The organism is Arenibacterium halophilum, from assembly GCF_005938225.1.
Lineage (GTDB): Bacteria > Pseudomonadota > Alphaproteobacteria > Rhodobacterales > Rhodobacteraceae > Arenibacterium > Arenibacterium halophilum.
On the sequence record NZ_VCPC01000002.1, the window covers coordinates 1,330,520 to 1,357,071 of the forward strand.

General features: G+C 61.6%; 21 protein-coding genes. 10 read left to right on the plus strand and 11 right to left on the minus strand.

The window, feature by feature from the left end; all coding sequences use genetic code 11:
- The first annotated feature begins 89 nt into the window (after positions 1-89).
- A complete protein-coding gene (locus tag FGK64_RS13090; protein ID WP_171054063.1) occupies positions 90-572 on the plus strand; it encodes a c-type cytochrome in 483 nt (160 codons plus the stop codon).
- Positions 573-647: 75 nt separating this feature from the next.
- The gene (locus FGK64_RS13095; protein WP_138864210.1) at positions 648-1,526 is read left to right on the plus strand and encodes a c-type cytochrome; all 879 of its coding nucleotides are present in this window, start codon (positions 648-650) and stop codon (positions 1,524-1,526) included.
- Between the two features lie 6 nt (positions 1,527-1,532).
- Here FGK64_RS13095 and FGK64_RS22175 read toward each other — a convergent pair whose 3' ends face one another.
- Positions 1,533-1,697, minus strand: coding sequence for a hypothetical protein (locus FGK64_RS22175; RefSeq protein WP_171054064.1), 165 nt, complete (start codon positions 1,695-1,697; stop codon positions 1,533-1,535).
- Positions 1,698-1,707: 10 nt separating this feature from the next.
- A complete protein-coding gene (lipA, locus tag FGK64_RS13100; RefSeq protein ID WP_138864211.1) occupies positions 1,708-2,661 on the minus strand; it encodes a lipoyl synthase in 954 nt (317 codons plus the stop codon).
- A gap of 195 nt (positions 2,662-2,856) precedes the next feature.
- Here lipA and FGK64_RS13105 point away from each other — a divergent pair, with 195 nt between their 5' ends.
- Both FGK64_RS13105 and FGK64_RS13110 read left to right on the plus strand, forming a co-directional pair.
- Positions 2,857-3,759, plus strand: a complete 903-nt coding sequence (locus tag FGK64_RS13105; protein ID WP_138864212.1) for a hypothetical protein — start codon at positions 2,857-2,859, stop codon at positions 3,757-3,759.
- Between the two features lie 240 nt (positions 3,760-3,999).
- Complete coding sequence (locus FGK64_RS13110) at positions 4,000-4,548, plus strand: peroxiredoxin (protein ID WP_138864213.1); 549 nt, start codon at positions 4,000-4,002, stop codon at positions 4,546-4,548.
- Between the two features lie 274 nt (positions 4,549-4,822).
- Here the strand turns inward: FGK64_RS13110 and FGK64_RS13115 are convergent, their stop codons facing one another.
- Entirely contained in the window at positions 4,823-5,971 is a 1,149-nt protein-coding gene (locus tag FGK64_RS13115; RefSeq protein ID WP_138864214.1) for a DUF6456 domain-containing protein, read from the minus strand.
- A gap of 224 nt (positions 5,972-6,195) precedes the next feature.
- On the opposite strand from FGK64_RS13115, the gene FGK64_RS13120 reads away from it, so the two are divergent.
- Positions 6,196-6,513, plus strand: a complete 318-nt coding sequence (locus tag FGK64_RS13120) for a DUF6477 family protein (RefSeq protein ID WP_138864215.1) — start codon at positions 6,196-6,198, stop codon at positions 6,511-6,513.
- Here the strand turns inward: FGK64_RS13120 and FGK64_RS13125 are convergent.
- Positions 6,506-8,050, minus strand: coding sequence for a trimethylamine methyltransferase family protein (locus FGK64_RS13125; protein ID WP_138864216.1), 1,545 nt, complete (start codon positions 8,048-8,050; stop codon positions 6,506-6,508). The genes FGK64_RS13120 and FGK64_RS13125 overlap by 8 nt on opposite strands.
- Positions 8,051-8,245: 195 nt before the next feature.
- Here FGK64_RS13125 and guaA point away from each other — a divergent pair, with 195 nt between their 5' ends.
- Together guaA and FGK64_RS13135 are read left to right on the plus strand one after the other, a co-directional pair.
- Positions 8,246-9,805: a glutamine-hydrolyzing GMP synthase gene (gene guaA / locus FGK64_RS13130; protein ID WP_138864217.1), complete on the plus strand. Its 1,560-nt coding sequence runs from the start codon at positions 8,246-8,248 to the stop codon at positions 9,803-9,805.
- A gap of 106 nt (positions 9,806-9,911) precedes the next feature.
- A complete protein-coding gene (locus FGK64_RS13135; RefSeq protein ID WP_138864218.1) occupies positions 9,912-10,814 on the plus strand; it encodes a DMT family transporter in 903 nt (300 codons plus the stop codon).
- Between the two features lie 566 nt (positions 10,815-11,380).
- On the opposite strand, the gene FGK64_RS13140 is transcribed toward FGK64_RS13135, so the two are convergent.
- Both FGK64_RS13140 and FGK64_RS13145 read right to left on the minus strand, forming a co-directional pair.
- Complete coding sequence (locus FGK64_RS13140; protein ID WP_138864219.1) at positions 11,381-14,572, minus strand: Hint domain-containing protein; 3,192 nt, start codon at positions 14,570-14,572, stop codon at positions 11,381-11,383.
- Between the two features lie 726 nt (positions 14,573-15,298).
- Positions 15,299-16,060 carry an SDR family NAD(P)-dependent oxidoreductase gene (locus FGK64_RS13145; RefSeq protein WP_138864220.1) on the minus strand — a complete coding sequence of 254 codons (762 nt, stop codon included), beginning with the start codon at positions 16,058-16,060 and terminating at the stop codon, positions 15,299-15,301.
- A 206-nt stretch (positions 16,061-16,266) separates the two neighbouring features.
- Between FGK64_RS13145 and FGK64_RS13150 the strand changes: the two genes are divergently transcribed.
- The 3 genes from FGK64_RS13150 (at position 16,267) to FGK64_RS13160 (ending at position 19,827) form a co-directional block, all read left to right on the plus strand.
- The gene (locus tag FGK64_RS13150) at positions 16,267-17,508 is read left to right on the plus strand and encodes a cytochrome P450 (protein ID WP_138864221.1); all 1,242 of its coding nucleotides are present in this window, start codon (positions 16,267-16,269) and stop codon (positions 17,506-17,508) included.
- A 71-nt stretch (positions 17,509-17,579) separates the two neighbouring features.
- Positions 17,580-18,575 carry a zinc-dependent alcohol dehydrogenase family protein gene (locus tag FGK64_RS13155; RefSeq protein ID WP_171054065.1) on the plus strand — a complete coding sequence of 332 codons (996 nt, stop codon included), beginning with the start codon at positions 17,580-17,582 and terminating at the stop codon, positions 18,573-18,575.
- Positions 18,568-19,827 carry a thiolase family protein gene (locus FGK64_RS13160; RefSeq protein ID WP_138864223.1) on the plus strand — a complete coding sequence of 420 codons (1,260 nt, stop codon included), beginning with the start codon at positions 18,568-18,570 and terminating at the stop codon, positions 19,825-19,827. Before FGK64_RS13155 ends, FGK64_RS13160 begins: the two co-directional genes overlap by 8 nt.
- A gap of 11 nt (positions 19,828-19,838) precedes the next feature.
- Here FGK64_RS13160 and FGK64_RS13165 read toward each other — a convergent pair whose 3' ends face one another.
- From FGK64_RS13165 to FGK64_RS13185, 5 genes are all read right to left on the minus strand, one after another.
- Entirely contained in the window at positions 19,839-20,642 is an 804-nt protein-coding gene (locus tag FGK64_RS13165; RefSeq protein ID WP_138864224.1) for an enoyl-CoA hydratase/isomerase family protein, read from the minus strand.
- 107 nt (positions 20,643-20,749) lie between these two features.
- Complete coding sequence (locus FGK64_RS13170) at positions 20,750-22,309, minus strand: class I adenylate-forming enzyme family protein (protein WP_138864225.1); 1,560 nt, start codon at positions 22,307-22,309, stop codon at positions 20,750-20,752.
- A gap of 593 nt (positions 22,310-22,902) precedes the next feature.
- Positions 22,903-23,532, minus strand: coding sequence for a TetR/AcrR family transcriptional regulator (locus FGK64_RS13175; RefSeq protein ID WP_138864226.1), 630 nt, complete (start codon positions 23,530-23,532; stop codon positions 22,903-22,905).
- Positions 23,533-23,743: 211 nt separating this feature from the next.
- Complete coding sequence (locus FGK64_RS13180) at positions 23,744-25,366, minus strand: AMP-binding protein (protein WP_138864227.1); 1,623 nt, start codon at positions 25,364-25,366, stop codon at positions 23,744-23,746.
- Positions 25,366-26,544 carry a thiolase family protein gene (locus FGK64_RS13185; protein ID WP_138864228.1) on the minus strand — a complete coding sequence of 393 codons (1,179 nt, stop codon included), beginning with the start codon at positions 26,542-26,544 and terminating at the stop codon, positions 25,366-25,368. The genes FGK64_RS13180 and FGK64_RS13185 overlap by 1 nt, the downstream gene beginning before the upstream one ends.
- Between the last annotated feature and the right edge of the window lie 8 nt (positions 26,545-26,552).

Here is a 26,552-nt window from a genome sequence, read left to right on the forward strand (position 1 = left end):
CAGGGCCTTTGCAATTTTAGCCAGTATATCGGAAATTGCTCACATGCATACTGAACATGCGTTTCACGTCATCCAGGGAGACCAGACACATGACGTTCAAAAAGACTTTGCTTGCAGGGCTGGCGCTTGCCGGTATCGCCGCGACGGCCGCCATCGGCGATTCACATGCCGACAAGGCCGCAATGCAGGCCGTGAAGGCGCGTCAGGCAACGATGCAGCTCTATGCTTTCAACCTTGGCACCTTGGGTGGCATGGCAAAGGGTGAAATCGACTATGATGCAGAAGCGGCCAGCGCCGCCGCGAACAACCTGGCCGCGTTGTCCGGCATGAACCAGATGGCGATGTGGCCGATGGGCAGCGACAGCGACACGCTGGGCGAGGCCACGAGCGCCCTGCCCGCGATCTGGGCCGAGGGCAGCGATATTGGCGATCATTCCGCCGCCCTGCACGAGGCGGCCACCGCGCTGGCCAGCACCGCAGGCGACGGGCTCGACGCCCTGCGTGGCGGGATTGGCGCCGTCGGCAAGGAATGCGGCGCATGTCATGAAGATTACCGCAAACCGAATTCGTAACGTCGCACAAACGTGCCATACTAAAGGGGCGGCCTTTCACGGGGCCGCCTCTTGCCATCGCCGGAGGCCACGTCCATGAACAAAGCAGTCAGGTTTCTTCTGGGCACCGCCGTGGTCGCAGGCGCGGTCGGCTGGGCCGTTTCGGCGCCCCAGCGGGCGGATACTGCGAATATGCCCCAAGGCGACGCCACGAGGGGCGAAACCGTGTTCTGGGCAGCAGGCTGCGCCTCGTGCCATGCCACGCCCGGTGCCGAGGGCGACGCGCGTCTGGTGCTGGCCGGTGGCTACCGCATCAACAGCCCCTTCGGCACTTTTGTGGCGCCAAACATTTCCCCTTCCGACGCCGGCATCGCCGGGTGGAGCGCGGCCGATCTGGCCGATGCGCTGATTGCCGGCGTGTCGCCTGAGGGGCAGCATTATTACCCCTCGTTGCCCTATACCACCTATACGCACATGACGCTGCCGGACGTGGCCGACCTGAAGGCGTACATGGACACGCTGCCGCCCTCGGACGTGGCAAGCCAGCCGCATGACATTGGGTTTCCCTTCAACATCCGCCGCGGGCTTGGGCTGTGGAAACGGCTGTACCTTGACGACGATTGGGTGATGCCCGCCGACACGCCGCAACTTGAACGCGGCCGCTATCTGGTCGAGGCGCTGGGCCATTGCGCCGAATGCCACACGCCGCGCGACCAGTTCGGTGGGCTGGACCGCGCGCGCTGGCTGCAAGGTGCGCCCAACCCTTCGGGCGACGGGCGCATTCCGGGGATCGACCCTGGCAGCCTGAGCTGGTCCGCACAGGACATCGCCTATTACCTGGAAAGCGGGTTCACCCCTGAATTCGACAGCGCGGGCGGCGAGATGACCGACGTGATCGCCAACATGGCCAAGCTGACCGCCGAGGACCGCGAAGCCATCGCCGCCTATGTGAAATCGGTGCCCCCGGCGCAGTAGCCGGGCCTATTCAGGCTTTTTCGCCTCTGCCGCCGCCTTCATCCGGGCGATCAGCGCGGCCTTGGGGTCGGGTTTGCCGAACGGGTTCTTGCGGCTGCCCTTGGCGTTATGCTCGCTGTGGCGGGGAACGCCTTTCGCGCCCTTCGGCGCGCCGGATTTGCTGTAGTCCATCTGGTTTTCCTCAAGCGATGCCCAGTTTCTTTTGCCGCGCGTCGCGCAGCCGGGCGAAATCGTCGCCCGCGTGATAAGACGACCGCGTCAAAGGCGTGGCCGAAACCATCAGAAAGCCCTTGTTGAAGGCGGTCTTTTCGTAGTTCGCAAATTCCTCGGGCGTCACGAAACGGTCGATGGCGTGATGCTTGGGCGTGGGTTGCAGGTACTGGCCGATGGTCAGGAAATCGATATCGGCGGCGCGCATGTCCTCCATCACCTGAACGACCTGCTGGCGGGTTTCGCCAAGGCCGACCATGATGCCCGACTTGGTGAACATCGACGGGTCCAATTCTTTCACTCGCTGCAACAGCCGCAGCGAATGGAAATAGCGCGCGCCGGGCCGTACCTCGGGGTAAAGCCCCGGCACGGTTTCCAGATTGTGGTTGAACACGTCGGGCCGCGCCTCGACCACAACCTCAAGTGCCTCGGGCCCGCAGCGGATGAAATCGGGAGTCAGGATTTCAATTGTCGTGTCGGGGCTGCGATGGCGGATCGCGCGGATCGTCTGGGCGAAATGGTCGGCGCCGCCATCTTCGATATCGTCGCGGTCGACGCTGGTGATCACCACATGGTTCAGACCCAGCTTTTCCACCGCATGGGCAACGCGGCCGGGCTCGAACGCATCCAGCGCCTCGGGCGGCTTGCCGGTGGCAATGTTGCAAAAGGTGCAGGCGCGGGTGCAGACCTCGCCCATGATCATCATGGTGGCGTGGCCCTGGCTCCAGCATTCGCCGACGTTGGGGCATCCGGCCTCTTCGCAGACAGTGGTCAGCTTGTTGTCGCGCATGATCTTGGCGGTTTCGGCATACCCCTTCCCGCCGGGCGCCTTCACCCGGATCCAGGCCGGTTTCTTTGGCTGGGCATTGTCGGGACGATGCGCCTTTTCAGGATGGCGCTGGGCGGGAATTTTGAGATCGCGCACGGGTTTGCCTTTGGTATCGCTGAAAGCTTTGCCATAACATAAGCGAGCTTAAGGGAAAGTGCCAGCCACGCAGTTCTGCCATGCACGCCGTGCAGCCGGGTTGTGTGGCCTGAATTACAGAACGTGCCGGCAGTGGGTGGTATCCGGCATCATGCCCCGGTTCGGGGGGCTCATGCGTCATGCGGAGGATGCGCCATGCAGAAAGACTGGGAGACGTTTCAAACCGATTTCAGGAAGCAGAAGGCAAAGTTCAAACCGGTCAAGGCCAGCGACGCCGAGAAGCTGCGAAAGGCGCTGATCGACGCGCTGAAACAGGCATGGGATGCCGAAGATACGCTGCGCGAAACGATCGCGGCAGCCGCAAAGGCCGGGATCAAGGGCGCCAAGCCCGAGGATTTCCAGAAAGACAAGGATTTCGCCCGCGCCCTTGATGCATGGAAGAAACAGTCGGCGGTTCACAAGACGCAACTCAAGGCGTTGGAGGCATACTGCAAAAACGCGGACAAGCTGTATCTGGATTGGAAAAAGCGCCACGACGCCATCGAGAAAAGCGTGAAGAAAAGCAAGGAAGCGCCTGCCGCGAAGAAAGAAATCACCGCCACTATCAAGGAGTCGGCCACCGCGCTGGAGGATGTGAAGACAGCCGCCGAGGTCTTCAGCAAACTGAAAGTGGCCGAAGTGTTCTATGCCGCGAATGAAAAGCGCACGATCGAGACGCTTTTGAAGAAAGAGGTCAAAAAATCCGCGCCGAAAGAGTTGCCCAAGATTCTGGAGCCCGCAGAAGGCAAGAAGAACCAGAAAGTCGCCACCACCATGCTGAAAAAAGTGAAGGACCTTTGTAAGTCAGCACAGGACTTGGCGGTGGAGGCGCCCAAGAAGGCGCTGGGTGACCTGAAAAAGGCACAAAAGCAGTTCGAGGCCTTGGCAGACATTCACAACGGCTATCAGGCGGCTGAAAAGAAACAGAAGAAGGAAATCGCAGCCTCGGAGGCCAAGGCCGACATTCTGCGCGCGATCAAGGCGGTGCAGCAGGCCCACAAAGAGGCGCAGGCCCATCTGAAAGAGGCAGAGGATCAGGTCGGCAAGGCTCCGGCGTAAGACGCCGCGGCGCGGCACGGTGCCCCAAGGGTTTTGCGTGCGAACAGGTTTGTTCTGCGCCAAAAGAACATGCAGTTCCGTGCGGATCTTCTTCTGTCTGCTCGCATTTCGCGCGCATGGCAGGTTTTCACAAAACTTCACCTCTCAGGTGGTTGAGGCCCGGCTGGAATCGCCTTAGGTCAAGCCGCAGCGCAGCATTGCTGCTTGCAAGACTCCTCCACCTCGAAGAAAGGACGTTTGATGAAAACCGGTCAGACCCTGCCCAAAATCACCTTCCAGACCCGCGTGCGCGACGAAAGCATCGAGGGCCCGAACCCGTTCCGTTGGGAAGCCAAGACAACCGACGATTATTTCGCAGGCAAGCGGGTTGTGCTGTTCTCGCTGCCCGGCGCCTTCACCCCGACCTGCTCGACCTACCAACTGCCCGGCTTTGAAAACGGATTCGCCGATTTCGCCGCGCTGGGTGTCGACGAAATATACTGCATGTCGGTGAATGATGCCTTTGTGATGAACAAATGGGCCGAAGCGCAGGGCCTGAAGAACGTCAAGGTGATCCCCGATGGCTCGGGCGAATTCACCCGCCGCATGGGCATGCTGGTGCGCAAGGACAACCTTGGGTTTGGCCTGCGCTCGTGGCGTTACGCGGCCATCGTGAACGATGGCAAGATCGAAGCCTGGTTCGAAGAACCCGGCCTGTGCGACAACCACGGCGAAGACCCCTACGGCATCTCGTCGCCGGAAACCGTTCTGGACTGGCTGCGCGAAGACGCCAAAGGCCAGGCAGCCTGATTTGAACGCTTGGGCGCCCCGCAAAGGGGCGCCCGCCAACAGTTTTAACGAACCAGCACCGTAGTGAATTTATTAACGATTGTTTCCAGTAAGGAAACGCACCTGTGGCGCTGACGCAACGACGATCCGACAGTTACATGCAAATGGACGTGAGTTGATAAACTAACCCAGCTCAAAAGCGAATCGGTTTCCGGTTTTTTCGTGGTTATCCACAGGCGCGGCGCGGTCCTGGTCGGCGCCGAAACGATCCTGATCTACGCTTGCATGGATCAGCCTAGCCAATCATGCGGTCGGACGATCCGGTTGTTTCGTAGTGCCGCTTGAGCCGCTGCAGAGCGATCCTCAGCACGATCTTGCCCGACCGGGCCGACCAGCCCAACCGCCGTTCAGCTGCTTCCAGACCTTCAAGATGACAGCAGCAGCGCAACGCCACCTCGCTCAGGCCCGGGCCCATATCCGTCAGCGCAGCCGCCACGCGATCGCGCGCCGCCGCAGGCCCCCGCGGCAGATCGGGCGCTTTCGCCATGTCGCCGCGCGCCCCGCCTGTCAGGAACCTGTCCCAGTTCTGGGCCACGCGCGGCCCCATCTGTGACAGCTCGAAATCTTCGCGCAAACGCTCGCCCGCGCGCACCAGGTCATCCGACAGGAACGGCTTGCCATCCTTGTCCTTGCGCCGGGCCAGCGCGATCAGCGGGCTTTCCGCCATGTTATAGCGCACGCGTCGCGGCCGTTCGTCATCAGGGTCGACAATTGTGATCTCGGTTGAGCCTTTACCGAGAAACGCTTGTTTTGCATCGGCAAATCCGAACTCAACATCGCTGCGGCGCTGATTTTCCTGGTCGGCCACAAGCTTGCCAAGCGCGCTGCGTCCGGCCGCGGTGATGTAATAGCGGCACAGGCGTCCCGGCACGGCACAGTTTATCCACTGTTTCAATGCCATCGCCCGTGCAATGCTTGAATCGACCACCGCCGTGCGCGCATTGGCACCGGTGCCATCGTCGCGAACCACAACCGCCTTATCCATGTTCTCGGCGACGGCAAGCACCGCCCCGGTTTCGCACAACCGACGCAGAATCCGTGCGGCTTCGGCATTCAGGGTGACGGTATCGGGCAAGGCGTCTTTGCGTTCATTATCCATGACGTGAGTTCCATTTTCCATCTTGCGGGAAAGGCTCGGCTTTCCGCCGTGAGGGTTGGCCCCCGGGAAGTAGGTGCGCGCCAGAAACTCCAGTGCCTCGTCAACCAGCGGATCATCGCGCTGCGTTTCTATGCGACGGATCTGTCGCAATATGGTCGAGGCGTGGCATTGAGCGGTGCGCGCCAGATCGCGGATCGACAGTTCCTTTTCCGTATGCAGCAGATAGCGCCACGCCGGTTTTGGAACCCAGCGCGGCGCGCGCGGAGTGAAAAGCGAATTTACCATGTGAGTACCTGTCCCAAGCGCTGTCCCGAGCGCTTTCGTTAAGGAAGAGTTATCCACAACCTAGGGGCGATTTGGTTACCTGTTTGTTAACAACAACGTGCGGTTTATCATTGTTTCCAAACGATAAACGCCAATGAACAGGGCGCACGGTCTCATGCGGGTTCAGGCAACACCCGAATTTCTGTGCCATTGTTAAAGCGTGGGGCCAAACATGGAATGCAACCATGCAAGATATAATGACAATGTTGAACCGGCTACGCCGCCCCCGCCTCTTGATCCGGGCCGCGCGGCTTGGGGCACAGGACTACTCGCGCGACAGGCATCTCAAGCGGATACTGGGGTATGGGCCAGCACCAAGGCCGGCCGCCGCGCTGTTGCAGTTGCTGGAAATGGAAGTGGCGCTGAATGAACAGCGCCAATCCGAAGATGCCGGGTATTCACTCACCCGGCACGTGGACATCCTGATCGCCATGATGGGCGAGTCGCGGTTGCTGGCCTCGACAATGCCGACGGTCGTGACCAGCGAGATGCCGATCAGGTAAAGGCGTCGGGCATGCTGGCCTTTTTGGTCGCCACATAGGCGTCAAGCGCCTCGGCGATCCCCGGGTCAAGCTCGGGTTGCTGATAGGTATTCAGCAGGGTTTCGACCCGCTTCGCCGCCAGCGTCACGGTATCGCGCGCGCCTTCCTCTTCCCAGGTCTCGAAAGGTTTGTAGTCGAGCAGGTTGGTCCGCCAGAAAGCGCTTTTGAAGTTTGCCTGCGTGTGGGCACAGCCCAGATAGTGCCCGCCGGGGCCAACCTCGGCGATGGCGCCCATGGCCTGGTCTTCCTCGGTCACGCCGACTCCGCGCGCGAGGTGGTGCAGCACGCCAAGCTGATCTGCATCCATCACGAATTTCTCAAAGCTCGAGACCAGCCCGCCTTCCAGCCAGCCACAGGCGTGCAGCATGAAGTTCACACCGCCCATCAGCGCCGCATTCAGGGTGTTTGACGTTTCATAGGCTGCCTGCGCATCGGGCAGCTTCGACCCGCACAGCCCGCCGCCCGAGCGGTACGGCAGATTCATCCGCCGCGCCAGCTGACCCGCGCCATAGAGGATGTGCGACGCTTCGGGGGTGCCAAAGGTCGGCGCGCCCGAGTTCATGTCGATCGAGGTTACGAAGGTGCCAAAGATGATCGGGGCACCGGGGCGCACCAGCTGGTTATAGGCGATGCCGGCCAGCACTTCGGCCAGAACCTGCGTCAGAGTCCCCGCAACCGAGACCGGCGCCATCGCGCCGCCCACGATGAAGGGCGACAGGATGCAGGCCTGGTTGTTCTCGGCGTACACCTCCATCGCGCCCATCATCACGTCGTCAAACGTCATGGGCGAGTTCACGTTGATAAGCGAGGTCATCACCGTGTTGTCCTGCACGAACTGCTTTCCAAACAGGATCTCGCACATCTCGACACTGTCCTGCGCGCGGCTGGGTTCGGTGACCGACCCCATGAACGGCTTGTCCGACAGCGTCATATGCGCCTGAAGCATGTCAAGGTGGCGCTTGTTTACAGGGATGTCAGTCGGTTCGCAGACCGTGCCGCCCGAGTGGTGCAGCCACTTCGACATGTAGCCCAGTTTCACGAACTTGCGGAAATCGTCCATCGTTGCATAGCGGCGCCCGCCGTTCATGTCGCGCACGAAGGGCGGCCCATAGACCGGAGCAAGGACGAGGTTGCGCCCGCCGATCACCACGTTCTTTTCGGGGTTGCGCGCGTGCTGCGTGAATTCGCGCGGCGCCGTGGAACACAGCTGACGTGCCAGACCGCGCGGGATGCGAACCCGCTCGCCATCGACATCGGCACCCGCATTGCGCCAGCGTTCCAGCGCGGCAGGGTTGTTCACGAAATTCACACCGATCTCGGCCAGAACCGTTTCGGCATTGGTCTCGATGATCTCAAGCGCCTCTTCGTTCAGAATTTCGAAGTTGGGGATGTTGCGCTCGATGTATTTCGCCGTTTCGATCACCACGGCGGTGCGTTCAGCGCGCCGCGCTGCTCCGCCACCGCCACGAGTCCGCTTGCGTGCCGCTTGTTCTGACATCTCTGATCCCCGGAATCCGATTGCACTCTGGCTGTTGATCTAGCCCGAGCCCACGGTTGCCCGCGCGCCAAAGACGCCCCTTGCGGGCAAAAAGCGACATGCCTTTGCGTGATGCGCGTCCCAAGGCACGGGAAAGCCCGCCCCACCCCATTCGCGCGCTTGCACGCCTCGGGTTTGGTCGCTAATGCCAAGGCCATGACACAGACTCATGATCGTCTTCTCATCATCGACTTCGGCAGCCAGGTCACGCAGCTCATCGCGCGCCGCCTGCGCGAGCTGAACGTCTACTGCGAAATCCACCCCTACCAGAACGTGAGCGATGCCTTCCTGGCGGAATTCGCGCCCAAGGCGGTGATCTTTTCGGGCGGCCCCGACAGCGTCACGCGCGAAGGCTCTCCGCGCCCGCCGCAATCGGTCTATGACCTTGGCGTGCCGATCCTTGGTATCTGCTATGGCCAGCAGGTCATGATGCACGATCTGGGCGGCAAGGTGGAACGCGGCCACGGCACCGCCGAATTCGGCCGCGCCTATGTTACGCCCGACGATCAGCGGATCGACCTGCTGGCGGGCTGGTTCCTTGAAGCCCGCGAACAGGTCTGGATGAGCCACGGTGACCACGTGAGCCAGATTGCGCCCGGCTTTGAGGTCTATGGCACCTCGCCCAACGCGCCTTTCGCGATCACGGCAGATCTGTCGCGCAATTTCTTTGCGGTGCAGTTCCACCCCGAGGTGCATCACACCCCGAACGGCAAGACGCTGTACGAAAACTTTGTCCGCCTCGCCGGGTTCAAGGGCGACTGGACGATGGATGCCTATCGCGACGAGGCCGTGCGCCGCATCCGCGAACAGGTGGGCGATGCCAAGGTGATCTGCGCGCTGTCCGGCGGCGTCGACAGCTCGGTTGCCGCTGCGCTGATCCACGAGGCGATCGGCGATCAGCTGACCTGTGTTTTCGTCGACCACGGGCTGCTGCGCCTGAACGAGGCCGAGGAAGTCGTGGGCATGTTCCGCGACCACATGAACCTGTCGGTGATCCACGCGCAGGAACAGGATCTGTTCCTTGGCGAACTGGAAGGCGTGAGCGACCCCGAGGTGAAGCGCAAGACCATCGGGCGGCTGTTCATCGACGTGTTCCAGAAATACGCCGACCAGATTGACGGCGCGCGGTTCCTGGCGCAGGGCACGCTGTATCCGGACGTGATCGAAAGCGTGTCGTTCAGCGGCGGGCCTTCGGTCACCATCAAGTCGCACCACAACGTGGGCGGATTGCCCGAAAAGATGGGCCTGACGCTGGTGGAACCGCTGCGCGAACTGTTCAAGGACGAGGTGCGCGCGCTGGGCCACGAGCTTGGCCTGCCGGCCAGCTTCATCGGGCGCCATCCCTTCCCAGGCCCCGGTCTTGCGATCCGCTGCCCCGGAGAAATTACCCGCGACAAGCTGGAGATCCTGCGCAAGGCGGATGCGGTTTACATCGACCAGATCCGCAAGCATGGGCTGTACGATGACATCTGGCAGGCCTTTGTCGCCATCCTCCCGGTGCGCACCGTGGGCGTGATGGGCGACGGGCGCACCTATGATTTTGCCTGCGCCCTGCGCGCGGTCACCAGCGTTGATGGCATGACAGCGGATTACTATCCGTTCAGCCACGATTTCCTGGGCGAAACCGCGACCCGCATCATCAACGAAGTGCCGGGCATCAACCGCGTCACCTATGACATCACCTCGAAACCTCCGGGCACGATCGAGTGGGAATAAAACGGAGGGCCGCCTAAGGCCACCGAAAGCACGCGGCGATTGAGGAGGAGCCCGCAATGCAGGGCGGGAGGAGCGCCATTCAACCGGCTGCGCCGCAGGGGCAGGTATGAACGCCACGTTCAAGGCAGCGCTGTGGATGATTGGCGCCATCGTGTCGTTCACGTTGATGGCGATCGCCGGTCGCGCCGTCAGCCACGCGGCCGATACCTTTGAAATCATGCTCTACCGCAGCCTGTTCGGGCTGATCGCCGTAGCCATCTTTCTGACGGCCACGCGCAAGTGGCGTTTGGTGAAAACGCCAGTCATCGGGCTGCACATTACGCGCAACATATTGCATTTCACCGGGCAGAACCTGTGGTTCCTGGCCATCACCATCGCCCCGTTGGCGCTGGTGTTTTCGATGGAATTCACCGCACCGCTCTGGGTGCTGGTGCTGTCGCCGCTGTTCCTCGGCGAAACCATGACGCGCACGCGCGGGTTTTGCGCGGCTTTGGGGTTTCTTGGTATCCTCATCGTCGCCCGCCCCGATCCGGCCGATATCAACATGGGCTTTGTGGCCGCCGCCGTCGCCGCCATCTTTTTCGCAGGGACTCACATCTGCACAAAGCGACTGACCCGTACCGAGGCCACCGCAGGCATCATGTTCTGGATCACCGCCCTGCAACTGGTGCTTGGTCTGGTCACCGCCGGGTATGACGGCGATATCCTGCTGCCCGATGCGCAAACCGCGCCCTGGCTGGCGCTGATCGGGCTGTGCGGGCTGGTGGCGCATACCTGCATCACCACGGCCCTGTCGATTGCCCCTGCCTCGGTTGTGGTGCCGTTTGATTTTGCCCGCCTGCCCACCATCGCCATCGTCGCCATGGTGCTTTACGCCGAACCTCTGGACCCGTGGATCCTGCTGGGCGCGGCGCTGATCTTTGCTGCGAACTATCTGAATATCATGACGGAAACCCGCAAGCGTGTTAGAAAACCTGGATACAGTTCAGTAAGAAAAGACGTTCTTTAGCATACTCACATGAGCGAGCTGCAATGATTGGCTTAAACCATTTAACAGTACCAGCAATCGCTATCTCTATCATTTCGTTTTTTCTGGCTTTGCGCAGCCAGAACAAACGCAGGAAGCTACTGATGTTTCTATCAGTTCTACTTCCGGCGTCATTTTTTCTTTTGGGCCTAGCACACTCTATCATTACGAATGAACACATCAGCCGGCCTTGGCACTTGCTGTTGTTTGCTTCGACTCTTTTTTACTCAACAATACTCAGCGTCGTTGCTTTTGTTTGTTTTGTCTCTTGGAAATATTTGGTGAAGAAATATCGCAGCTGAGCACTCTATTGCCATCGCGTGTTTCCTCTTATCGAAAATCGAATAACGTTTTGCTTCAGGGTATCCGAGAGACCGGCCGCCGCCCCCGGCGTGCCGGCCTCTCGTCCACCTGTGGCGGGCCTGAGCGGCGCCGCCTGCGCGCCCCGTGATCGCGATTGCGAGCTGCATAGTCGGGGCTGTTCCGGGCGGTTCCGACCGCTGCCAGAAACCGGCAGCTTTAGTCGAAATGCCCTAAAATTTTAGGTATCAGTGCAACAAAAGCTGCGCCTCATACCGTTTGAGCGACCTCCGCGCGGCGGCATAGGCCCCAAGGCCCGCCGTGGTGTCCAGCTCGGGGAACAGTTCGATGATCTCGCGGCGCTGATCCGCGTCGATACCGGCCAGGGTGTGATCGCCCGGCTGAAAGCTTTCGGTCCAGGCGCCGTCGGACAGCACGACCTCGTGCTGGTCGAACATGAAGTGAATATAGGTGATTTCAGCGACGTCGACGATCTCGATGCCCGGCAGCCCGGTCAGGTGCTTGGCCGCGACCAGAACCTCGGACTCTTCGAAATAGAGGGCTGTCTTGTCGCCGGTGATCAGCACCCGGTGGTTCGGGCTGACCATCATGTCGCGTTCGGGCAGATCATTGCCCAGGGCGCCCTGCCGGATCAGAACCGGGCGCAGATGGGGCGCGCTGGCCAGACGCTGCGCATCCACGCGCGTGGCCCCGATCCATTTGATTTCCTGGAACCCGTTGTCCCGGGTAATGATGCGATCGCCCGCTTCCAGCGTTTCGACCAGGCGTTCGCCCTGCGGTGTCGCGATCATGGTTCCCGGCGTGAAGCAGGGAATGATGTTTTCGATGTTGGTGAAGATCAGCGTCGATAGGTTGCCCGACGCGTCCGTGAAATCCACCGTGCCGTCAAAGCCGTTGCCGTCGCTGTCGGGGCCGGAGATGTTGATGGATAGGCTGCCGCCCGCAGGTAGCGACCCGCGTAGGTCCAGCGTGTCGTAATCATCGGACGGGGATAGCGAATATCCCGCCCCGCCAAACACTTCGTCGCCGCCGTTCACTTTGACGAAAGTGTCGCGATCGTCGCCGCCAAATAGGATATCGTTGTCGGTGCCGCCGTCGATCAGGTCGTTGCCCTGACCGCCATAGATCACGTCGTTCCCGGCGCCGCCGTATAGGGTGTCGTCGTCGATGCCACCGTCGATGTAATCGTTACCGTCATCGCCATAGATGGTGTCGTCGTCGTCCTGGCCATAGATGGTGTCGTTGCCGTCGCCGCCGTGGATCAGGTCCTTGCCGTTGTCGGTCACCGGATCGGGCTGCCCGGCCGAGCCGTCGTCGCGGATGTTGGTCGCGTCCGGATAGGCCGGGTTCAACCCGCCATAGATCGTGTCGTCGCCCTTGCCGCCGTTGATCGTGTCCGACCCTTCGCCGCCAACGATGAAATCGTTGCCGTCGCCGCCGTCGATGGTGTCATCGTCCAGGCCGCCGTCGATGGTGTCGTTGCCGGCACCGCCGAAGATGGTGTCGTTGTCATCGCCCGTGGTGATCGTATCGTCGCCATCGCCGCCGTATACAGTGTCACGGTCGTTGAAGCCGTCCGGATCCGCGGGAACCGCCGGGAAGCCGTTGTACGAGGGGAAGCCCCGGTCCGGCAGGTTCGTGTTGTTCGGGCCCGAGGTATCGATGATATCGTTGCCGTCGCCGCCTTCGACATAATCATTGCCCGAGCCGCCGGTGATCGTGTCATTTCCGTCGCCACCGAACAGCTGATCATTACCGCTGCCACCTTCCAGCGTATCGTCGCCGTCTTCGCCATACAGAACATCGTCGCCCATGCCGCCGATCAGCGTGTCGTTGCCTGGGATACCCGGATCAGGCTGGGGGGCGTCAAAGAACACATCCGTCACCAGAACGCCCGAATTATCGTTGCCGTTCTGATAATGCTCGATGCTGATCTTCGCGACGGGCCCCGCAATCGAGACGTTCAGCGTATGCTTTGCATCGGTGGCATCGCCATAGCCTTCGTTGGCATCGGCCGTATCGGCACCGGCCACACCGTCGGCGTTGAGCAGCTGCATCGCCGAACCGCCGATCAGCGTCACTTGGATCGGGTTGCCCGACGCATCCCAGGCCGAAATCCGCACCTGAGCATCGCCGTCGATGTCATTGATGTTGAAAGACACATTCGAAACGGCCGCCGAGAAACCCAGCTCGTACCGGGCATAGTTGTTCTGCCCGTTGGTGGTCGAGGATAGCCCGCTGGTCGCGTCGATGGCCGTGCCGTCACCCTGCACGCCCGCGATGTTCTGGGCGGTGTCCGAGTAGACGGTGTCGACGCCGCTGCTTTGGGTCACGGCGGTGTAGGTGACGTTTACCGAGCCGGTGTTCTGGGTAAAGCTGTGGTCCAGATCCGCGTTGTTCGCCACCGGCTGTGTGTTGGCCGCGTTCGGCGCCTTGTCCCATTCAAAGCTTTCGCGCACCGCCGTGACGGTATCCCCCTGGTTCGCACCGCCAAGCACGCTGTCACCATACAGGATGTCGTTGCCCGCGCCGCCCTCCAGATAGTCGCTGCCCCCGCCACCATAGACGGTATCATTGCCATCACCGGCCTTCACGATGTCGTCGCCCTTGCCCGCATCGACGATATCGTCGTTCGATCCGGCCGGGGAAAGCGCATCGTTGTTGTCGATCCGGTCGCCCTCGGGATCGCCGGTATAGGCGATGTCGATGGTATCGTTGCCGACGGTGCCTTCAACCACGCCGTCAAGCTCCGGCATCAGGCTATCGTAAACGGCGACATGCGAAACGCTGCCTTTGAAATACTGGTCATAGGCGCCGTCGTCGAATTCACGCGCACCAAAGGTGAACCGTTCGTCATCATTGTCGCCGATGTCCATGTCCAACCCGGTCACCGCATGGCTCAGCGTCTGGCTTGCACCAGTGCTTAGGTTCTGAACGATCAGCTGTCCGCCGGTTTCGGCATCCCAGGAATATTTCACGTTCACCGTCTGCCCGATGCCTGCAAGACCGGATAGCGAGGTCAACGCCACCTCTTCACCGTTGGCGACGTGGGTGACCCGCACCGCGCCGTTCGAGGTGACGGCGATGTTGAAATAGCCCTCGGTTGCGGCATCTGCCGCTTCGCCCCGGTTCACCAGCGTGTCCGGATCCGAACCGACATGACCGGCGCGGCTGAACTGAACTTCGATTGTGCCTTGGTCGCCGTCAAAAGGCGCATCTTCACCGCGCACGTCGAAACGGTCGCCCGAACCATCGAAATAGGCCTTCCCGCCGCTGGCATAGGCATTGCCCGCGAATTCGCCGTTCTGGGCCAGGCCATCCGCCAGCCCCGTGTCATGCGTGGTGGCGCCTTGCGAAAAATCCCATAGGCCGATCAAATTCGTCACGGCCGAACTGTCAAAATCGCTCGATTGCGTCATCACATACTCCTCGAGGTGCGAACGCACCTGCCCGCAGGACACCGGGCACACACAAACCAGCCCCCGAGAGGGCACACATGGTCGTGAACCGGCATGTGAGGCAGCTGTCTGACGCGCGCAGGGGCGTTGCACGGGGCCAAGGCCCGCACCAACCTGCGTTCACGGCAGCGTCCGGACCTATCGGTCGGACCAGCGCAAACATGCGGTCGCCCCCACGACCGGAATTGCTGATGCCCCCCCAGCAGGGCATGTATCTGGAATATCCCCAGCCTTTAGTCACATAAAGCGAAAATTGTCGGCATTCTGGCGACGAAGATGGCGACCTGACCCGCCCTGGCGGGTTTCACGACGGCTCACCTCTTGCAGTCGCCCGGTTCACCCCATGCCACGCAACACTAAAATCTTTAGATTACATATCTCTAATAGGTGAGCACGACCCGAATACGTTCATGGTTTCGGCGTGATCCTGTAGTGTTAACCACAAAGTAAATCTCGCAAAGGTTGCGGCAAATCATTGCCACAATTGCGCCATTTTTCCGTTCAGAACAGAGACATTCGATCAACTACAGGCACACTGCGACCATCACAGAAACAATCTTAGGGCGTGCCGCTCGATTCGTAGGGATAAATTTGGGCATTGTTTTGTCAGCGTCTACAGTGTTGCCGCGCTGGTCGGATTGGCGCGAAAACACGATGCCGGCGCAGCGCGGCGGCCCCATTGCGCGCTTATCTCGGCGCCATACGGATCGCGCCATCAAGGCGAATGGTCTCGCCATTCAGGACCGGGTTCGAAATGATGGACTGCACCAGTTGCGCGAACTCTGCCGGTTGGCCAAGCCGTCGGGGGAATGGAACCTGCGCCCCCAGCGACGCGCGAATCTCTTCCGAGAGGGTTTCCAGCATCGGCGTCAGGAACATCCCCGGCGCAATGGTCATCACCCGGATGCCATAGCGGGCCAGTTCACGCGCGATCGGCAGTGTCATCCCGACGACCCCGCCCTTGGACGCGGAATAGGCCGCCTGTCCGATTTGCCCGTCGAACGCGGCCACCGAGGCCGTGTTAATGATAACCCCCCGCTCTTCTCCCAGCGGCTCGGCATCGTGCAATGCCGCCGCGAACCTCGACAAGACGTTGAAAGTGCCCGAGAGGTTGACATTGATCACCGCGTTGAACGCCTCAAGCGAATGGGCAAGCCCGGTACGGTCGATCACCTTTGCCGGGGGGCCGATCCCGGCGCAGTTCACAAGGATGCGCGCCTTGCCATGCAGGCCCTCGGCATCGGCGATTGCCGCCGCTACCTTGTTCGCATCGGTGACATCGACCTGAAAGAAGGCGCCATTCAGAGCCTTGGCCTTGGCGCGTCCCAAATCTGCGTTCATGTCGAAAATAGCGACCTTCGCGCCAGCCGCCGCCAGCATGTCAGCGGTCGCTCCTCCCAGCCCTGACGCACCGCCCGATACGATTGCCGCCTGCCCCTCTGTGATCATCCTGTCTCCTCCCGAATGGCTTTGATTGTTGCGTATATCGCTGGTCTTGCGCGGCTCTGCCTTGGTCGGTTGCGGTCCGTTCGCACGTCAGGCCCCACACTTGCGGCACGGCAAACTCTCTTGAACTGTCGCGCCACGCATCGTACACAGGTTCAAATATCAAACGAACGTTTGGTTGATGTCAACGTTGCTCGAAAGGTTTTCCCATGCCTGCGTCGTCGCGCCCCAAGGATCTTGTTTACGACCCCACCGACCCCTCGGTGATGGCCGATCCGTTTCCCGTTTATGCGCGCCTGCGTGAAGAGGACCCGGTTCATTGGAGCCCCTCGCTGAAATCCTGGATCGTCACTCGCTATACGGATGTGCGTGATCTGCTTCTCTCGGATACCCTGTCGGTCAACCGGCTGTTGCAGTTCTACCAATCCCTGCCGCCCGCCGATGCGCTGCTGCTGAAGGACATCGTCCGCTACCTGAACCTGTGGCTGGCGTTTCGCGATCCGCCCGACCACACACGCGTGCGGCGTATCATGCGCCATGCCTTCACCGCCGATGCCATCGCTGAAATGCGCCCCCGGATCGAAGACATAAGCGATCTGCTGCTTGACCGGCTGGCCGCCGCAGGCACCAAGGATGTTGACCTGATCAAGGAATATGCGCTGCAATTGCCCGCCTTTGTCATCATGGACCTGCTTGATGTGCCGCGCGACATGCTGGACGATTTCAAGGACTGGTCTGACGATATGGCCGTTTTCATCGGAGGCGCGCGCAATTCCGAAGACAAATACGAGCGTGCAGCACGAGGCTGCCGCAATATGTCGACTTACTTCCGCAAGCTGATCGAAGAGCGCACGGCACATCCAAAACCCGGCTTCCTGATGGATTTGATCAATGCCCGCGACGAAGGCGACAAGCTGAGCGATGACGAACTGGTCGCAACCTGTATCCTTGTGCTGTTCGCCGGGCATGAAACCACGACCAACCTGATCGGGAATGCCACGTTGCTCTTGCTGCGCAATCCCGACGAATTGTCGAAGCTGCGTGCCGACCCGGACCTGATCGACACCACCATCGAAGAGGTGCTGCGATTCGACGGGCCAACCAATGCGCTGGTCCGGGTGGTGGCCAAGGATCACGACTTTCATGGCCGCAAACTTCGCGAGGGCGAGCGGGTGTTCGTGATGGTCAACTCGGCCAACCGCGATCCACAGATGTTCGACGATGCCGACAGTTTTGACATCACGCGCAAGCAGAACCGGCACCTGACATTCGGACAGGGGATCCACCTGTGCCTTGGTGCCAAACTTGCCCGCGAAGAAGGCCGCATCGCGATCCGAAAGCTGTTTGACCGCTTTCCCGACCTTGCGCTTGATGCAGAGAATCCGCCGGAATGGCTCGATGCGATGGTCCCGCGCGGCACACGCCGCCTGCCCGTCAAGCTAGAAGGGTAAGGTGCTGTGATGTCGGCTTTTCAACCTTTCGCAAGCGCCCTGGCATCCTGCCACGCCAAGAGGACGCAACCATGAAACGCGCCCTTTTCCGTCGCCATGGCGCCCCGCAGGACGTGATCGAAATTGTGGAAGAACCGGATCCCCATCCAGGGCCGAAACAGGTCAGGGTCCGCAACAAGGTGATGACGATCAACCCCGCCGACCTGCTGTCGATCGAAGGCCGCTATGGCGCCGAACCGATCGACCTGCCCGCGACACCGGGCGTCGGGGCCTGGGGTATCGTGGATGCCGTCGGCGCAGGCGTCACGCGCCTTGCGGTTGGCGATGCGGTGCTGCCTGTGGGCGGCGGATTCTGGTCAGACACGGTAATCCTGCACGAACGCATGGCCCCCAAGGCGCCCGAAGGCATCGACCCGCAACAGGCGGCACTGATGCGGGCCAACCCGGCCACGGCGCATCTGATGCTATCGGATATGGTCGACCTCGCAGAGGGCGACTGGATCTTGCAGAACGCCGCCAATTCCAACGTGGGCCGCATGGTGATCCGTTTTGCGCGGGAACGCGGCCTGAACAGCATCAACATCGTACGCCGCGCCGATGTGGCGAAGGCGCTGACAGACGACGGTGCCACCGCCATAATCGTCGACGACGGCGAGACCGACCTTGTCGCCGCGATCCAAGAGGCCGCCAAAACGGCGCCAAAGCTTGCGCTGGATGCCGTGGGCGGCACGGCAACCGGCGTACTGGCGGCATCCGTTGCGGATCGCGGCACCGTTGTGGCCTATGGCCTGCTGTCTGGGCAAGATCACCTTATCGCCCCGCGCGACACCGTTTTCCGTGATGTGCGGCTACGGGGCTTCTGGTTGTTTGATTGGTATCGCACCGCCACCCCGGATCAGGTCCGCGATCTGAACGACTTTCTTGCCCGCAAGATGTCCGAAGGTGTGCTTCAGACCGAGGTTGCGGCAACCTACCCGCTGACAGGTATCAAAGAGGCACTGGCCCATGCCGCCCGTCCAGGGCGGAACGGTAAAATTCTACTGACCGCAGGAGATGACGATGCGTGACGTTTATGTTCTGGCCACGGCCTGTACCGCCTTTGGCAAACGCCCCGGCGACTGCTTCAAGGCGCTGACCCGCGAAGTGTATCTTGATCTGTTGAAGGACGCGGGGTGGGAAAATGGCGATGCCATCGAACAGGGCTGGTTCGGCAATTGCGGCATGGGCACCTTCGGGCAGCGCAACATCCGCGGACAGGTCTGTTTCACCCCGCTGGTCCGCGAGGGCCTGTTTCCCGAGCGGATCGGCCTGATCAACGTCGAAGGTGGCTGCGCGACCGCGTCGATGGCGTTTCACGGGGCGTGGAAGGATGTCGCATCTGGCGATATGGAAGTTTCGCTGGCGATCGGGGTGGAAAAGACCTTTGTGCCCGGAGACCCGGACCGCACGCTTGAAATTTTCGAGGGCGGGATCGACCAGCTGGATGCCTCGGAATGGCATGAATACTACAAAAAGCGCGGCGCCGAATCCGGCAAACCGTTTGACCCCAATGGCGGGGGCGGCACGGTGTTTATGGACACCTACGCGATGCAAGCCGCGTGGCACATGAAGACCTTTGGCACCACGCAGGAACAGATCGCGATTGCCGCGTCCAAGAACCACTGGCACGGCTCTATGAATCCCAAGGCGCAATATCGGTTCGAAGTCAGCGTTGAAGAGGCTTTGGCGGATCGCGACGTCTCGTGGCCGATCACACGCTCGATGGCGGCACCGATCGGAGATGGCGCGGCTGCGGCGCTTCTTGTTTCGGAAGAGTTTCTGGCGAAACAGCCACCAGAGGTGCGCGCACGTGCGGTCAAGGTGCGCGCCTCGGTCTTGACTGGGGGAAAATATCGCGACCCCGCCGAGCCGGGCCTGAGCTGTATCGCGGCACAGAAGGCCTATGCCAAATCCGGCCTGTCGCCTTCGGATGTGAACCTGATCGAGCTGCACGATGCCACGTCGTTCTGCGAAATCTTCCAGCTCGAAATGCTGGGCTTCGCAGACACGGGCAAGGGCGGGGCGTTCGTGGAAAGCGGTGCGACCAAGCTTGGCGGCCGCCTGCCGGTCAACCTGTCGGGTGGTCTTGTGTCCAAGGGGCATCCAGTGGGCGCGACCGGCCTGTCGATGATCCACGAACTGGCTTTGCAACTGCGCGGAGAAGCCGGCGACCGCCAGACCGAAGCCCCCAGGATCGCCATGGCAGAGAATGGCGGCGGGGTGATCGGGTTCGACGAGGCGGCCTGCTCTGTCATCCTGCTGGAGGCGCCCAGCGCCTGAACGCGGCGTCCCTAGGGCGCGTCGGTGATCCGGCGCTGCCCAGAGGCTCCTTCTGCAAGCAACCTCTGCCCGTCCTCCTGCACCATCAGATCGCAGAACAACGTGCGTTCGTTGGCCAATCCTTCGGCTGATGGGCTTTTGGCCCGCCGCACCAATTGCTTGATGTGCGCAGCTGCCCGCGCGGGTTTGCGGCTGATCTGATCGGCCAAATCATGCGCCGCATCCTGCACGTCAGCCACGCAGTCAATTGCCAGCCCCCAGTCGACCATCTTCTGCGGGCTTAGCGTTTGGCCGGTCAGGGTCATCTGCAGGGCGCGGGCCTGTCCGACGAGGTGGGGCAGCCGTTGGGTTCCTCCGGCACCTGGCAGGATGCCAAGATTGATCTCGGGCAGGCCGAACTGGTAATCGCCGTTCTGAACCAGCCGCAGATCGCAGGCCAGTGCCAGCTCGAACCCGCCGCCCATCGCCGTGCCATTCAGCGCCGCGATAAAGATCACCGGGCTGGCCTCCATCTGCCGCATCGCCTTGTGGATCATCCCTTCCGGCACCGGCCTGTCTGTCGTGAACGAAAGCCCACGCTCCGCCATTGCGGCCGCCTTTGGGGCAAGCACTTTCAGATCGTAGTGCCGGATGAACACATCCGGCAGGCCGCCGGTCAGCACACAGACACGAATTCCGGGCGCGCTGCACACCTCTGCCACCGCCCCGGCAAGCTCTGCCTCCATCGCTTCGTCCATGAAACCCTGATCCGGGTTGGAAAAGGTGATCCGTGCCACCGCTTCGTTCACCGTTAACGTCGCAGACCCCTGAGCCATATCGCCCTTCTCCGGTAGTTATGTCGCCCGTGTCAGGCCGGTTCATTTGCCGCACAGCTTTCGGCCGCGCGCGTCGTGTCAGACCCGCATTGCACGGGCCCTGATTTTCAGCTGTCGACGCCGTCCCAATAGGGCGCGCGCAAATCTTTCTTGATCACCTTGCCCAAGGCATTGCGCGGGAATTCGTCGCGCAGTTCCACTCCGACCAGCCGCTGTGTCTTGGCCAGACGCGCGTTGCACCACTCGAGGATCGCATCCACATCGGCAGACTCTGCATTTGCGGGGATCACCAGCGCGAGGCAGCTTTCGCCCCATTTTCGATGCGGCACACCGATCACCGTCACGTCCTTCACATCGGGGTGCTGGCCCACGATGGTTTCCACGTCGCTGGGAAACACGTTGAACCCGCCCGAAATGATCATGTCCTTCTTGCGGTCAAGGATCTTGAGAAACCCGTCCTCGTCCAGCATCCCGATGTCACCCGACCGGATGAAGCTGCGCCCGCGCGCATCCCGCCAGATCAGCTCGGCCGTCTGCTCGGGGCGGTCGTGATATTGCGTCATGATACCGGCGCCATAGCCTGCGATTTCGCCCGCTTCCCCAGCCGGAAGCTGGCGACCCTCCTCATCCAGAATGCAGACTTCAAAGCCGATCACCGGTGTGCCCACGGTATCGAATTTCTCGTCATGCTGAGACGGTCTCAGGATCGAGGCAAACCCCTCGGAGTAACCGTAGAGCTCGAACAGCCCGGGCGAGATGCGTTCGATCACCTGCCGCTTTGTATCGCGCCGCAGAGGCGACCCCGCCGACAAGACGGTTTTCAGGCTCGACAGATCAGCGCGGTCCAGCTCCGGGCGATCCAGAACCATGATGTACTGCGCCGGAACCATGAAGGTATGGGTGATCCTTTCCCGCTCGACCGTCTGTAGGAACTCTGCCGCGTCAAAGCTGGGCATGACATGCAGCGTACCACCTGCGAACAGCACAGGCAGCATCATCAGCCATGTCCCGTTGGAATAGAGCGGCGTCGTCACCAGGGCACGCGCGCCCGCGTCAAAGCCCATTTCGACCGCGTTCGAAAAGGCCCAATGCATCCGGGCCCGATGCGTCTGCACGATCCCTTTGGGCAGGCCGGTCGTGCCCGAGGAATAGATGATGTTGAACGGATCCGTCAGCTCATAGCGCACGTCGGGCGCGTCTGTTGCTTCGCTTGCCAGAACCGTTTCGATTGCAGTCCAGCCAGACGCATCGAACCCATGAGAGAGCCACTCTGTGATCGCGCCCAGATCGTCGCGCAGGGGCAGAACCCGGTCTGCAAAAGCATCAGAGACGATGGCAGCCTTGGCGCCGCAGTCGGCCAGCAACCCGCCCAGTTGTTCGCCTGTCAAAAGCCCGGACAAGGGCACGACGCACCCGCCTGCCCGAACCACACCGAAAATCGCCTCGAGCGTTTCGATGGAATTGCCCATCATCACGGCGACCTTGTCGCCCTTACGCAGGCCGCAGCCAATCAGGTGATGCGCAACCCTATTGATATTGCTGGAAAAATCACCCCAGGTGCGGGACTGCCCCCCGCAGACAACCGCTGTTTTCTTGGGGTAGTGCCGCGCATGTGTCGCGAAAAGATCGGGAAGATAGACCTGCGGGTCATCAAGCGTGTCGATCATGGGACCAGTCCTTTCGTAGTACGGCGCACCGGTGTTCCGCCAAGCCAGCAGCCTCTTTGCCTGTCGCGTGCCATCTGCAGCTTCCGGGCCCGTCAGTCATCTGGATTTGGAGCCGCTCTGCCACTTCACGGCCCGTCATGGTCGCACCGGGTGTAAGCATCGCGTTCCACACCCAGCCCTTGCCCCCGGCAGGATCATCGCGAACTGCGACAGTTGAATTTTTTGGGGATCGAGATGCGAGCAGATGAAGATCGAAGGTTTCAGCACCTGCGACACCCTGCGCCCGCGCGAGTCAGCCGCCTTGATCGCACCCGGCAAGCGGGCAAATCGGTCAAGGCGCTTCGGCCCCGCTATAAGCTCCGGCCCCAATATAGACTGTCGGTCAGCGCCGTTCATGATCCCCTCCCCGAAACCAAACGAACGTTCGCTTTATTGGCACGGCAGCCCGGCGGAGTCAATCATTCGTAGCCGCAGAATGCGGCGGCCGGTCACCTATGCACACCCCGCTTTACCACGCTTGAGCGTGCTGCATCGCGCAACGCCAACAGCTACTCAGTTGAGCTCCGTAGACATGCGCCCGACCTGCCAATGGTTCAGTTTTGGCCAGAATCGCGCGGCGCATACGCGTTTTTCAGGACCGCAACGAACTGGTCGGAAATCTCGGCTGGCTGCCGCGGCCCATCCGGTTCGTACCAGACCGGGACCCAGTTCAAAGACCCGAACAGCCCAAGCCGAAGGATCGTCGCATCGGTACCTTCGGGCAAGTCCAGCGCGGCAAAGATGTCGCGGAAGATTTGCTCGTACTCGCGCCGATGGTCGGTCACGACCTTTGCAACCTCGGTCTGGTCGCGAATGAATTGCGGCGAGACAATCGCCACGAGGTTGTCGTTCTGGGTCAACCCCTCAAGGTGCGCCCGCGCCGACAGGCGCAGCCTTTCCCAAGGGTCGGAAACGCCTTCCACCGCCTCGCGCACACGTGCGGTCATCGCCTGCACCACGTCTTTGTGCAATTCGACAAACAACGCTTCTTTCGATGGAAAATGGTAATAGACCGACCCGGGCAGCATCCCGACAGAGGCCGAGATATCGCGCATCGACGTGGCATCGTATCCCTTTGCCGCCATCAGTGTGCCAGCAGCGCGCAGAATGTCTGCGCGGCGGTTCTTGCCGCCCTTGCCGCGCCCGGTGGCCGGTGTCGCGGGTTTCTCGGTGGTTTTCGGCATTGTCTCTCGTCTCGACAGGCTTATCAGATCGTTGGAACGTCCCCCTGCAGAGCTTCGCCGCTCTTTGACCGGACGTTTGGTCGTCAACAGTCTTGCATACAAAAAACAAAGGGAACAGGCGAGATGCGGCAACTGTGGCCAATTCGCAAACCCCGATCGGAAGGCTGAACAGCGCAAAACCCAAGCGATAACCAGCGCCCGCTTGCGATGGTCATGCCTGTAGTTTCCGGCGGTTCGCCTTTTCGTCGCGCAGATCAATCGCTGCAGGATCGGCGCAGGGATCTGCCCCAGCCTCGAAAAGCCGGTGCTTTTGCACCTTCTGCGTGCCCGTCACCGGCAGGCTGTCGCGAAAGACCACCCACGCCGGCAGCTTGTAATAGGCCAGCCGCTGACGCGCGAATTCCAGAATGTCCCTGGCCGTGGAGTCATCGGCCTGCGCACCCTTGGCAGGGACGACCACGGCCATCACCTCTTCGTCGCGCATCTTGTCGGGCACCGACAATACGGCCACCTGCCCCACCGCCGGATGGTCGACAAGCGCATCTTCCACCTCAGCCGCCGATATGTTTTCGCCCGACCGGCGGATCAGGTTCTTTGACCGCTCAAGGAAGAACAGCATCCCGTCGTCGCCTTGGGTCACCACATCGCCGGTATGAAACCAGCCATCGCGCCAGGCTTCGGCCGTGGCCTCGGCATTCTTGAGGTATCCACTGAAGAACCCCGATCGCGGCGCGTCTTTCGAAAAGCGCACCACCAGTTCACCCGGGGTATCTGGCGGCACTTCGGCACCAGAGTCGTCGACAACGCGGGCCTCCATATGACCGGGCATCGGGCGCCCGAAGGCGCGCGTGTCGACCTGCCTTGGCGCGTGACAGGCCGCAAGGAAGCGCCCTGTTTCGGTCATACCCCAGACTTCGACCATAGGCACGTTGAACCGCGCCTCGAATGCCGCATGAATCGCGGGGTCAATTCCGGCCCCAAGGCCGAACCGCAGACCGTGATCTGCATCATCGGGCCGGGGCAGTGCCTTCATCAGCACGGGCGGGATGATCCCAAGATAGTGGAATGCGGTCGCCCGCGTGGCGCGCAGATCGTCCCACCAGGTTTCCGCGTGAAACCTGTCGGGCACGATCAGGCATATCCCGGTCAGAAGCGCCGCCGTCAGCGTGTTGATGCCCGCGTTCACGTGGAAGAACGGCAGCGGCACATAGACGCGTTCGACCCCCTCGCGCAGTGTGAGCGCGCCGCCATGGTCTGCGTAGCAGCGGCCGGCCGCAATCGCATAGGCCGTGTCAAGGATCGCCCCTTTGGGCCGCGAGGTCGTGCCGGATGTATAGACCAAGGCGATTTCGCTGTTCGGAGTCGGCGCGGTCTCTTGCGGCGAAGACGGGGCTGGCGGTGGCACGAAAGCATCCACCGCGCTGGTGTCGTCCCATTCAACCACCGGCAACGGCCCCGCCGCTTCCAACCGCGCGCGGTTGCGCGGAAGGGCAACGGCGGCCTGCGCTTCGGAGTGTTCCAGAAGATAGGTCAGCTCGTGGTGAAGATAATATGGATTTACCGGAACTTGCGAGATGCCAAGCGCATTCAGCGCCAGAAAGTGAACGACATGGGCCGGGTGATTGTCCAGTGCCAGCGCCACCCGATGCCCCCTGCCCCAACCTGCGTCGCGCCACTTTTCAGACAGGGCGCTGGCCTGCGCCAGCACCTGCGCATAGGTCCACTCGGACCCGTCGGGGAGGTATCCCCGGCCCGCGTGGGGCGGCGTGCATAGGAACGGGTGATCGGGCCATTTCGCGGCAGCAGCTTCCAACCCGGCAAATAACGTCTGCATCACACCCGCTCCAGCAACAGTGCCATGCCCTGACCGGCACCAAGACACATGGACAGGATCGCCCGGCGCCCGCCCGTATCTTCAAGGTGCTGCATTGCCGTCAGCGCCATACGCACGCCCGTCACCCCCGGCGGATGCCCCAGAGAAATGCCGCCACCGTAGAGGTTGTGCAGGTCGCGCGGTATGCCCAGCTGCGCCTCGGCGTGAACGTTCACCGCCGCGAAAGCCTCGTTGATTTCGAAATAGTCGATGTCGGCAATACTCAGGCCGGTCTTTTCCAATAGCGCCGTGATCGCGGGCACCGGTCCGTGGCCCATGATCCGCGCGGGTACACCAACAACCGTCCAATCCCTGATGCGGGCGCGCGGGGCGACGTTTTCCGCCTCCAGCGCGGCGCGATTCCCAACCAGCATGAACCCCGCCGCATCGTTCACCGTAGAGGAATTGCCCGCCGTGACCCGGCCGCCTTCGCGGAAAGCGGGGCGCAAACGGGCCAGTTTTTCCGCCGTGGCATCGGCACGCGGGCATTCGTCGGTGTCGAAGACCACAGAGCCCGACTTTGTCTTGATCGTGATCGGCGTGATCTGCCGCGCAAGAAAGCCGCTGGACTGGGCGGCAAGCGCGCGTTCCTGGCTCATCGCGCCCCAGGCGTCCATCGCGTCGCGGTCATACCCATAATCGTCGGCAAGGTTTTCCGCCGTATCGCCCATGTATTCCTGGCTGAAGGGGCAGCGATAGGCCCAGTCCAGCATGTCTTCGACCTGCGCGGGCCCGCGCGCCACGCCCCCGCGCAGCGTGGTGATGGCATGGGGCGCCCGCGAATAGCTTTCGGCACCACCGGCGATGGCAATGCGCGAATGCCCGCTGTCAACCTGCTGGCCCGCCGAAATAATCGCCTGCAAACCGGAGGCGCAGGCGCGGATGACACCCAGCGCACCCGCTGTCTCCGGGATGCCCGATTTCACACCGACCACCCGCGCCGCGAACAGGCTGTCGCGGTCCGACGGCACCGTTGTAGTGAACACGATGTGGTCCACCTTCTCGGGCGCGATCCCCGCGCTTGCCACACAGGCGGCAGCGGTGCGCCCTGCCACGTCGGTCATGTCCAGCCCTGAAAGGCTCCCGCCAAACGCGCCAAGCCCCGTGCGCAGGCCCCCAGCCAAAACTGTTTCGGTCATGGTGTCTC

Bases quoted from the DNA above. Each gene is read 5' to 3' on its own strand.
- FGK64_RS13090 (WP_171054063.1), top strand. From the start codon at position 90: ATGACGTTCAAAAAGACTTTGCTTGCAGGGCTGGCGCTTGCCGGTATC.
- FGK64_RS13095 (WP_138864210.1), top strand. From the start codon at position 648: ATGAACAAAGCAGTCAGGTTTCTTCTGGGCACCGCCGTGGTCGCAGGC.
- FGK64_RS22175 (WP_171054064.1), bottom strand. From the start codon at position 1,697: ATGGACTACAGCAAATCCGGCGCGCCGAAGGGCGCGAAAGGCGTTCCC.
- FGK64_RS13105 (WP_138864212.1), top strand. From the start codon at position 2,857: ATGCAGAAAGACTGGGAGACGTTTCAAACCGATTTCAGGAAGCAGAAG.
- FGK64_RS13110 (WP_138864213.1), top strand. From the start codon at position 4,000: ATGAAAACCGGTCAGACCCTGCCCAAAATCACCTTCCAGACCCGCGTG.
- FGK64_RS13115 (WP_138864214.1), bottom strand. From the start codon at position 5,971: ATGGTAAATTCGCTTTTCACTCCGCGCGCGCCGCGCTGGGTTCCAAAA.
- FGK64_RS13120 (WP_138864215.1), top strand. From the start codon at position 6,196: ATGCAAGATATAATGACAATGTTGAACCGGCTACGCCGCCCCCGCCTC.
- FGK64_RS13125 (WP_138864216.1), bottom strand. From the start codon at position 8,050: ATGTCAGAACAAGCGGCACGCAAGCGGACTCGTGGCGGTGGCGGAGCA.
- guaA (WP_138864217.1), top strand. From the start codon at position 8,246: ATGACACAGACTCATGATCGTCTTCTCATCATCGACTTCGGCAGCCAG.
- FGK64_RS13135 (WP_138864218.1), top strand. From the start codon at position 9,912: ATGAACGCCACGTTCAAGGCAGCGCTGTGGATGATTGGCGCCATCGTG.
- FGK64_RS13140 (WP_138864219.1), bottom strand. From the start codon at position 14,572: ATGACGCAATCGAGCGATTTTGACAGTTCGGCCGTGACGAATTTGATC.
- FGK64_RS13145 (WP_138864220.1), bottom strand. From the start codon at position 16,060: ATGATCACAGAGGGGCAGGCGGCAATCGTATCGGGCGGTGCGTCAGGG.
- FGK64_RS13150 (WP_138864221.1), top strand. From the start codon at position 16,267: ATGCCTGCGTCGTCGCGCCCCAAGGATCTTGTTTACGACCCCACCGAC.
- FGK64_RS13155 (WP_171054065.1), top strand. From the start codon at position 17,580: ATGAAACGCGCCCTTTTCCGTCGCCATGGCGCCCCGCAGGACGTGATC.
- FGK64_RS13160 (WP_138864223.1), top strand. From the start codon at position 18,568: ATGCGTGACGTTTATGTTCTGGCCACGGCCTGTACCGCCTTTGGCAAA.
- FGK64_RS13165 (WP_138864224.1), bottom strand. From the start codon at position 20,642: ATGGCTCAGGGGTCTGCGACGTTAACGGTGAACGAAGCGGTGGCACGG.
- FGK64_RS13170 (WP_138864225.1), bottom strand. From the start codon at position 22,309: ATGATCGACACGCTTGATGACCCGCAGGTCTATCTTCCCGATCTTTTC.
- FGK64_RS13175 (WP_138864226.1), bottom strand. From the start codon at position 23,532: ATGCCGAAAACCACCGAGAAACCCGCGACACCGGCCACCGGGCGCGGC.
- FGK64_RS13180 (WP_138864227.1), bottom strand. From the start codon at position 25,366: ATGCAGACGTTATTTGCCGGGTTGGAAGCTGCTGCCGCGAAATGGCCC.
- FGK64_RS13185 (WP_138864228.1), bottom strand. From the start codon at position 26,544: ATGACCGAAACAGTTTTGGCTGGGGGCCTGCGCACGGGGCTTGGCGCG.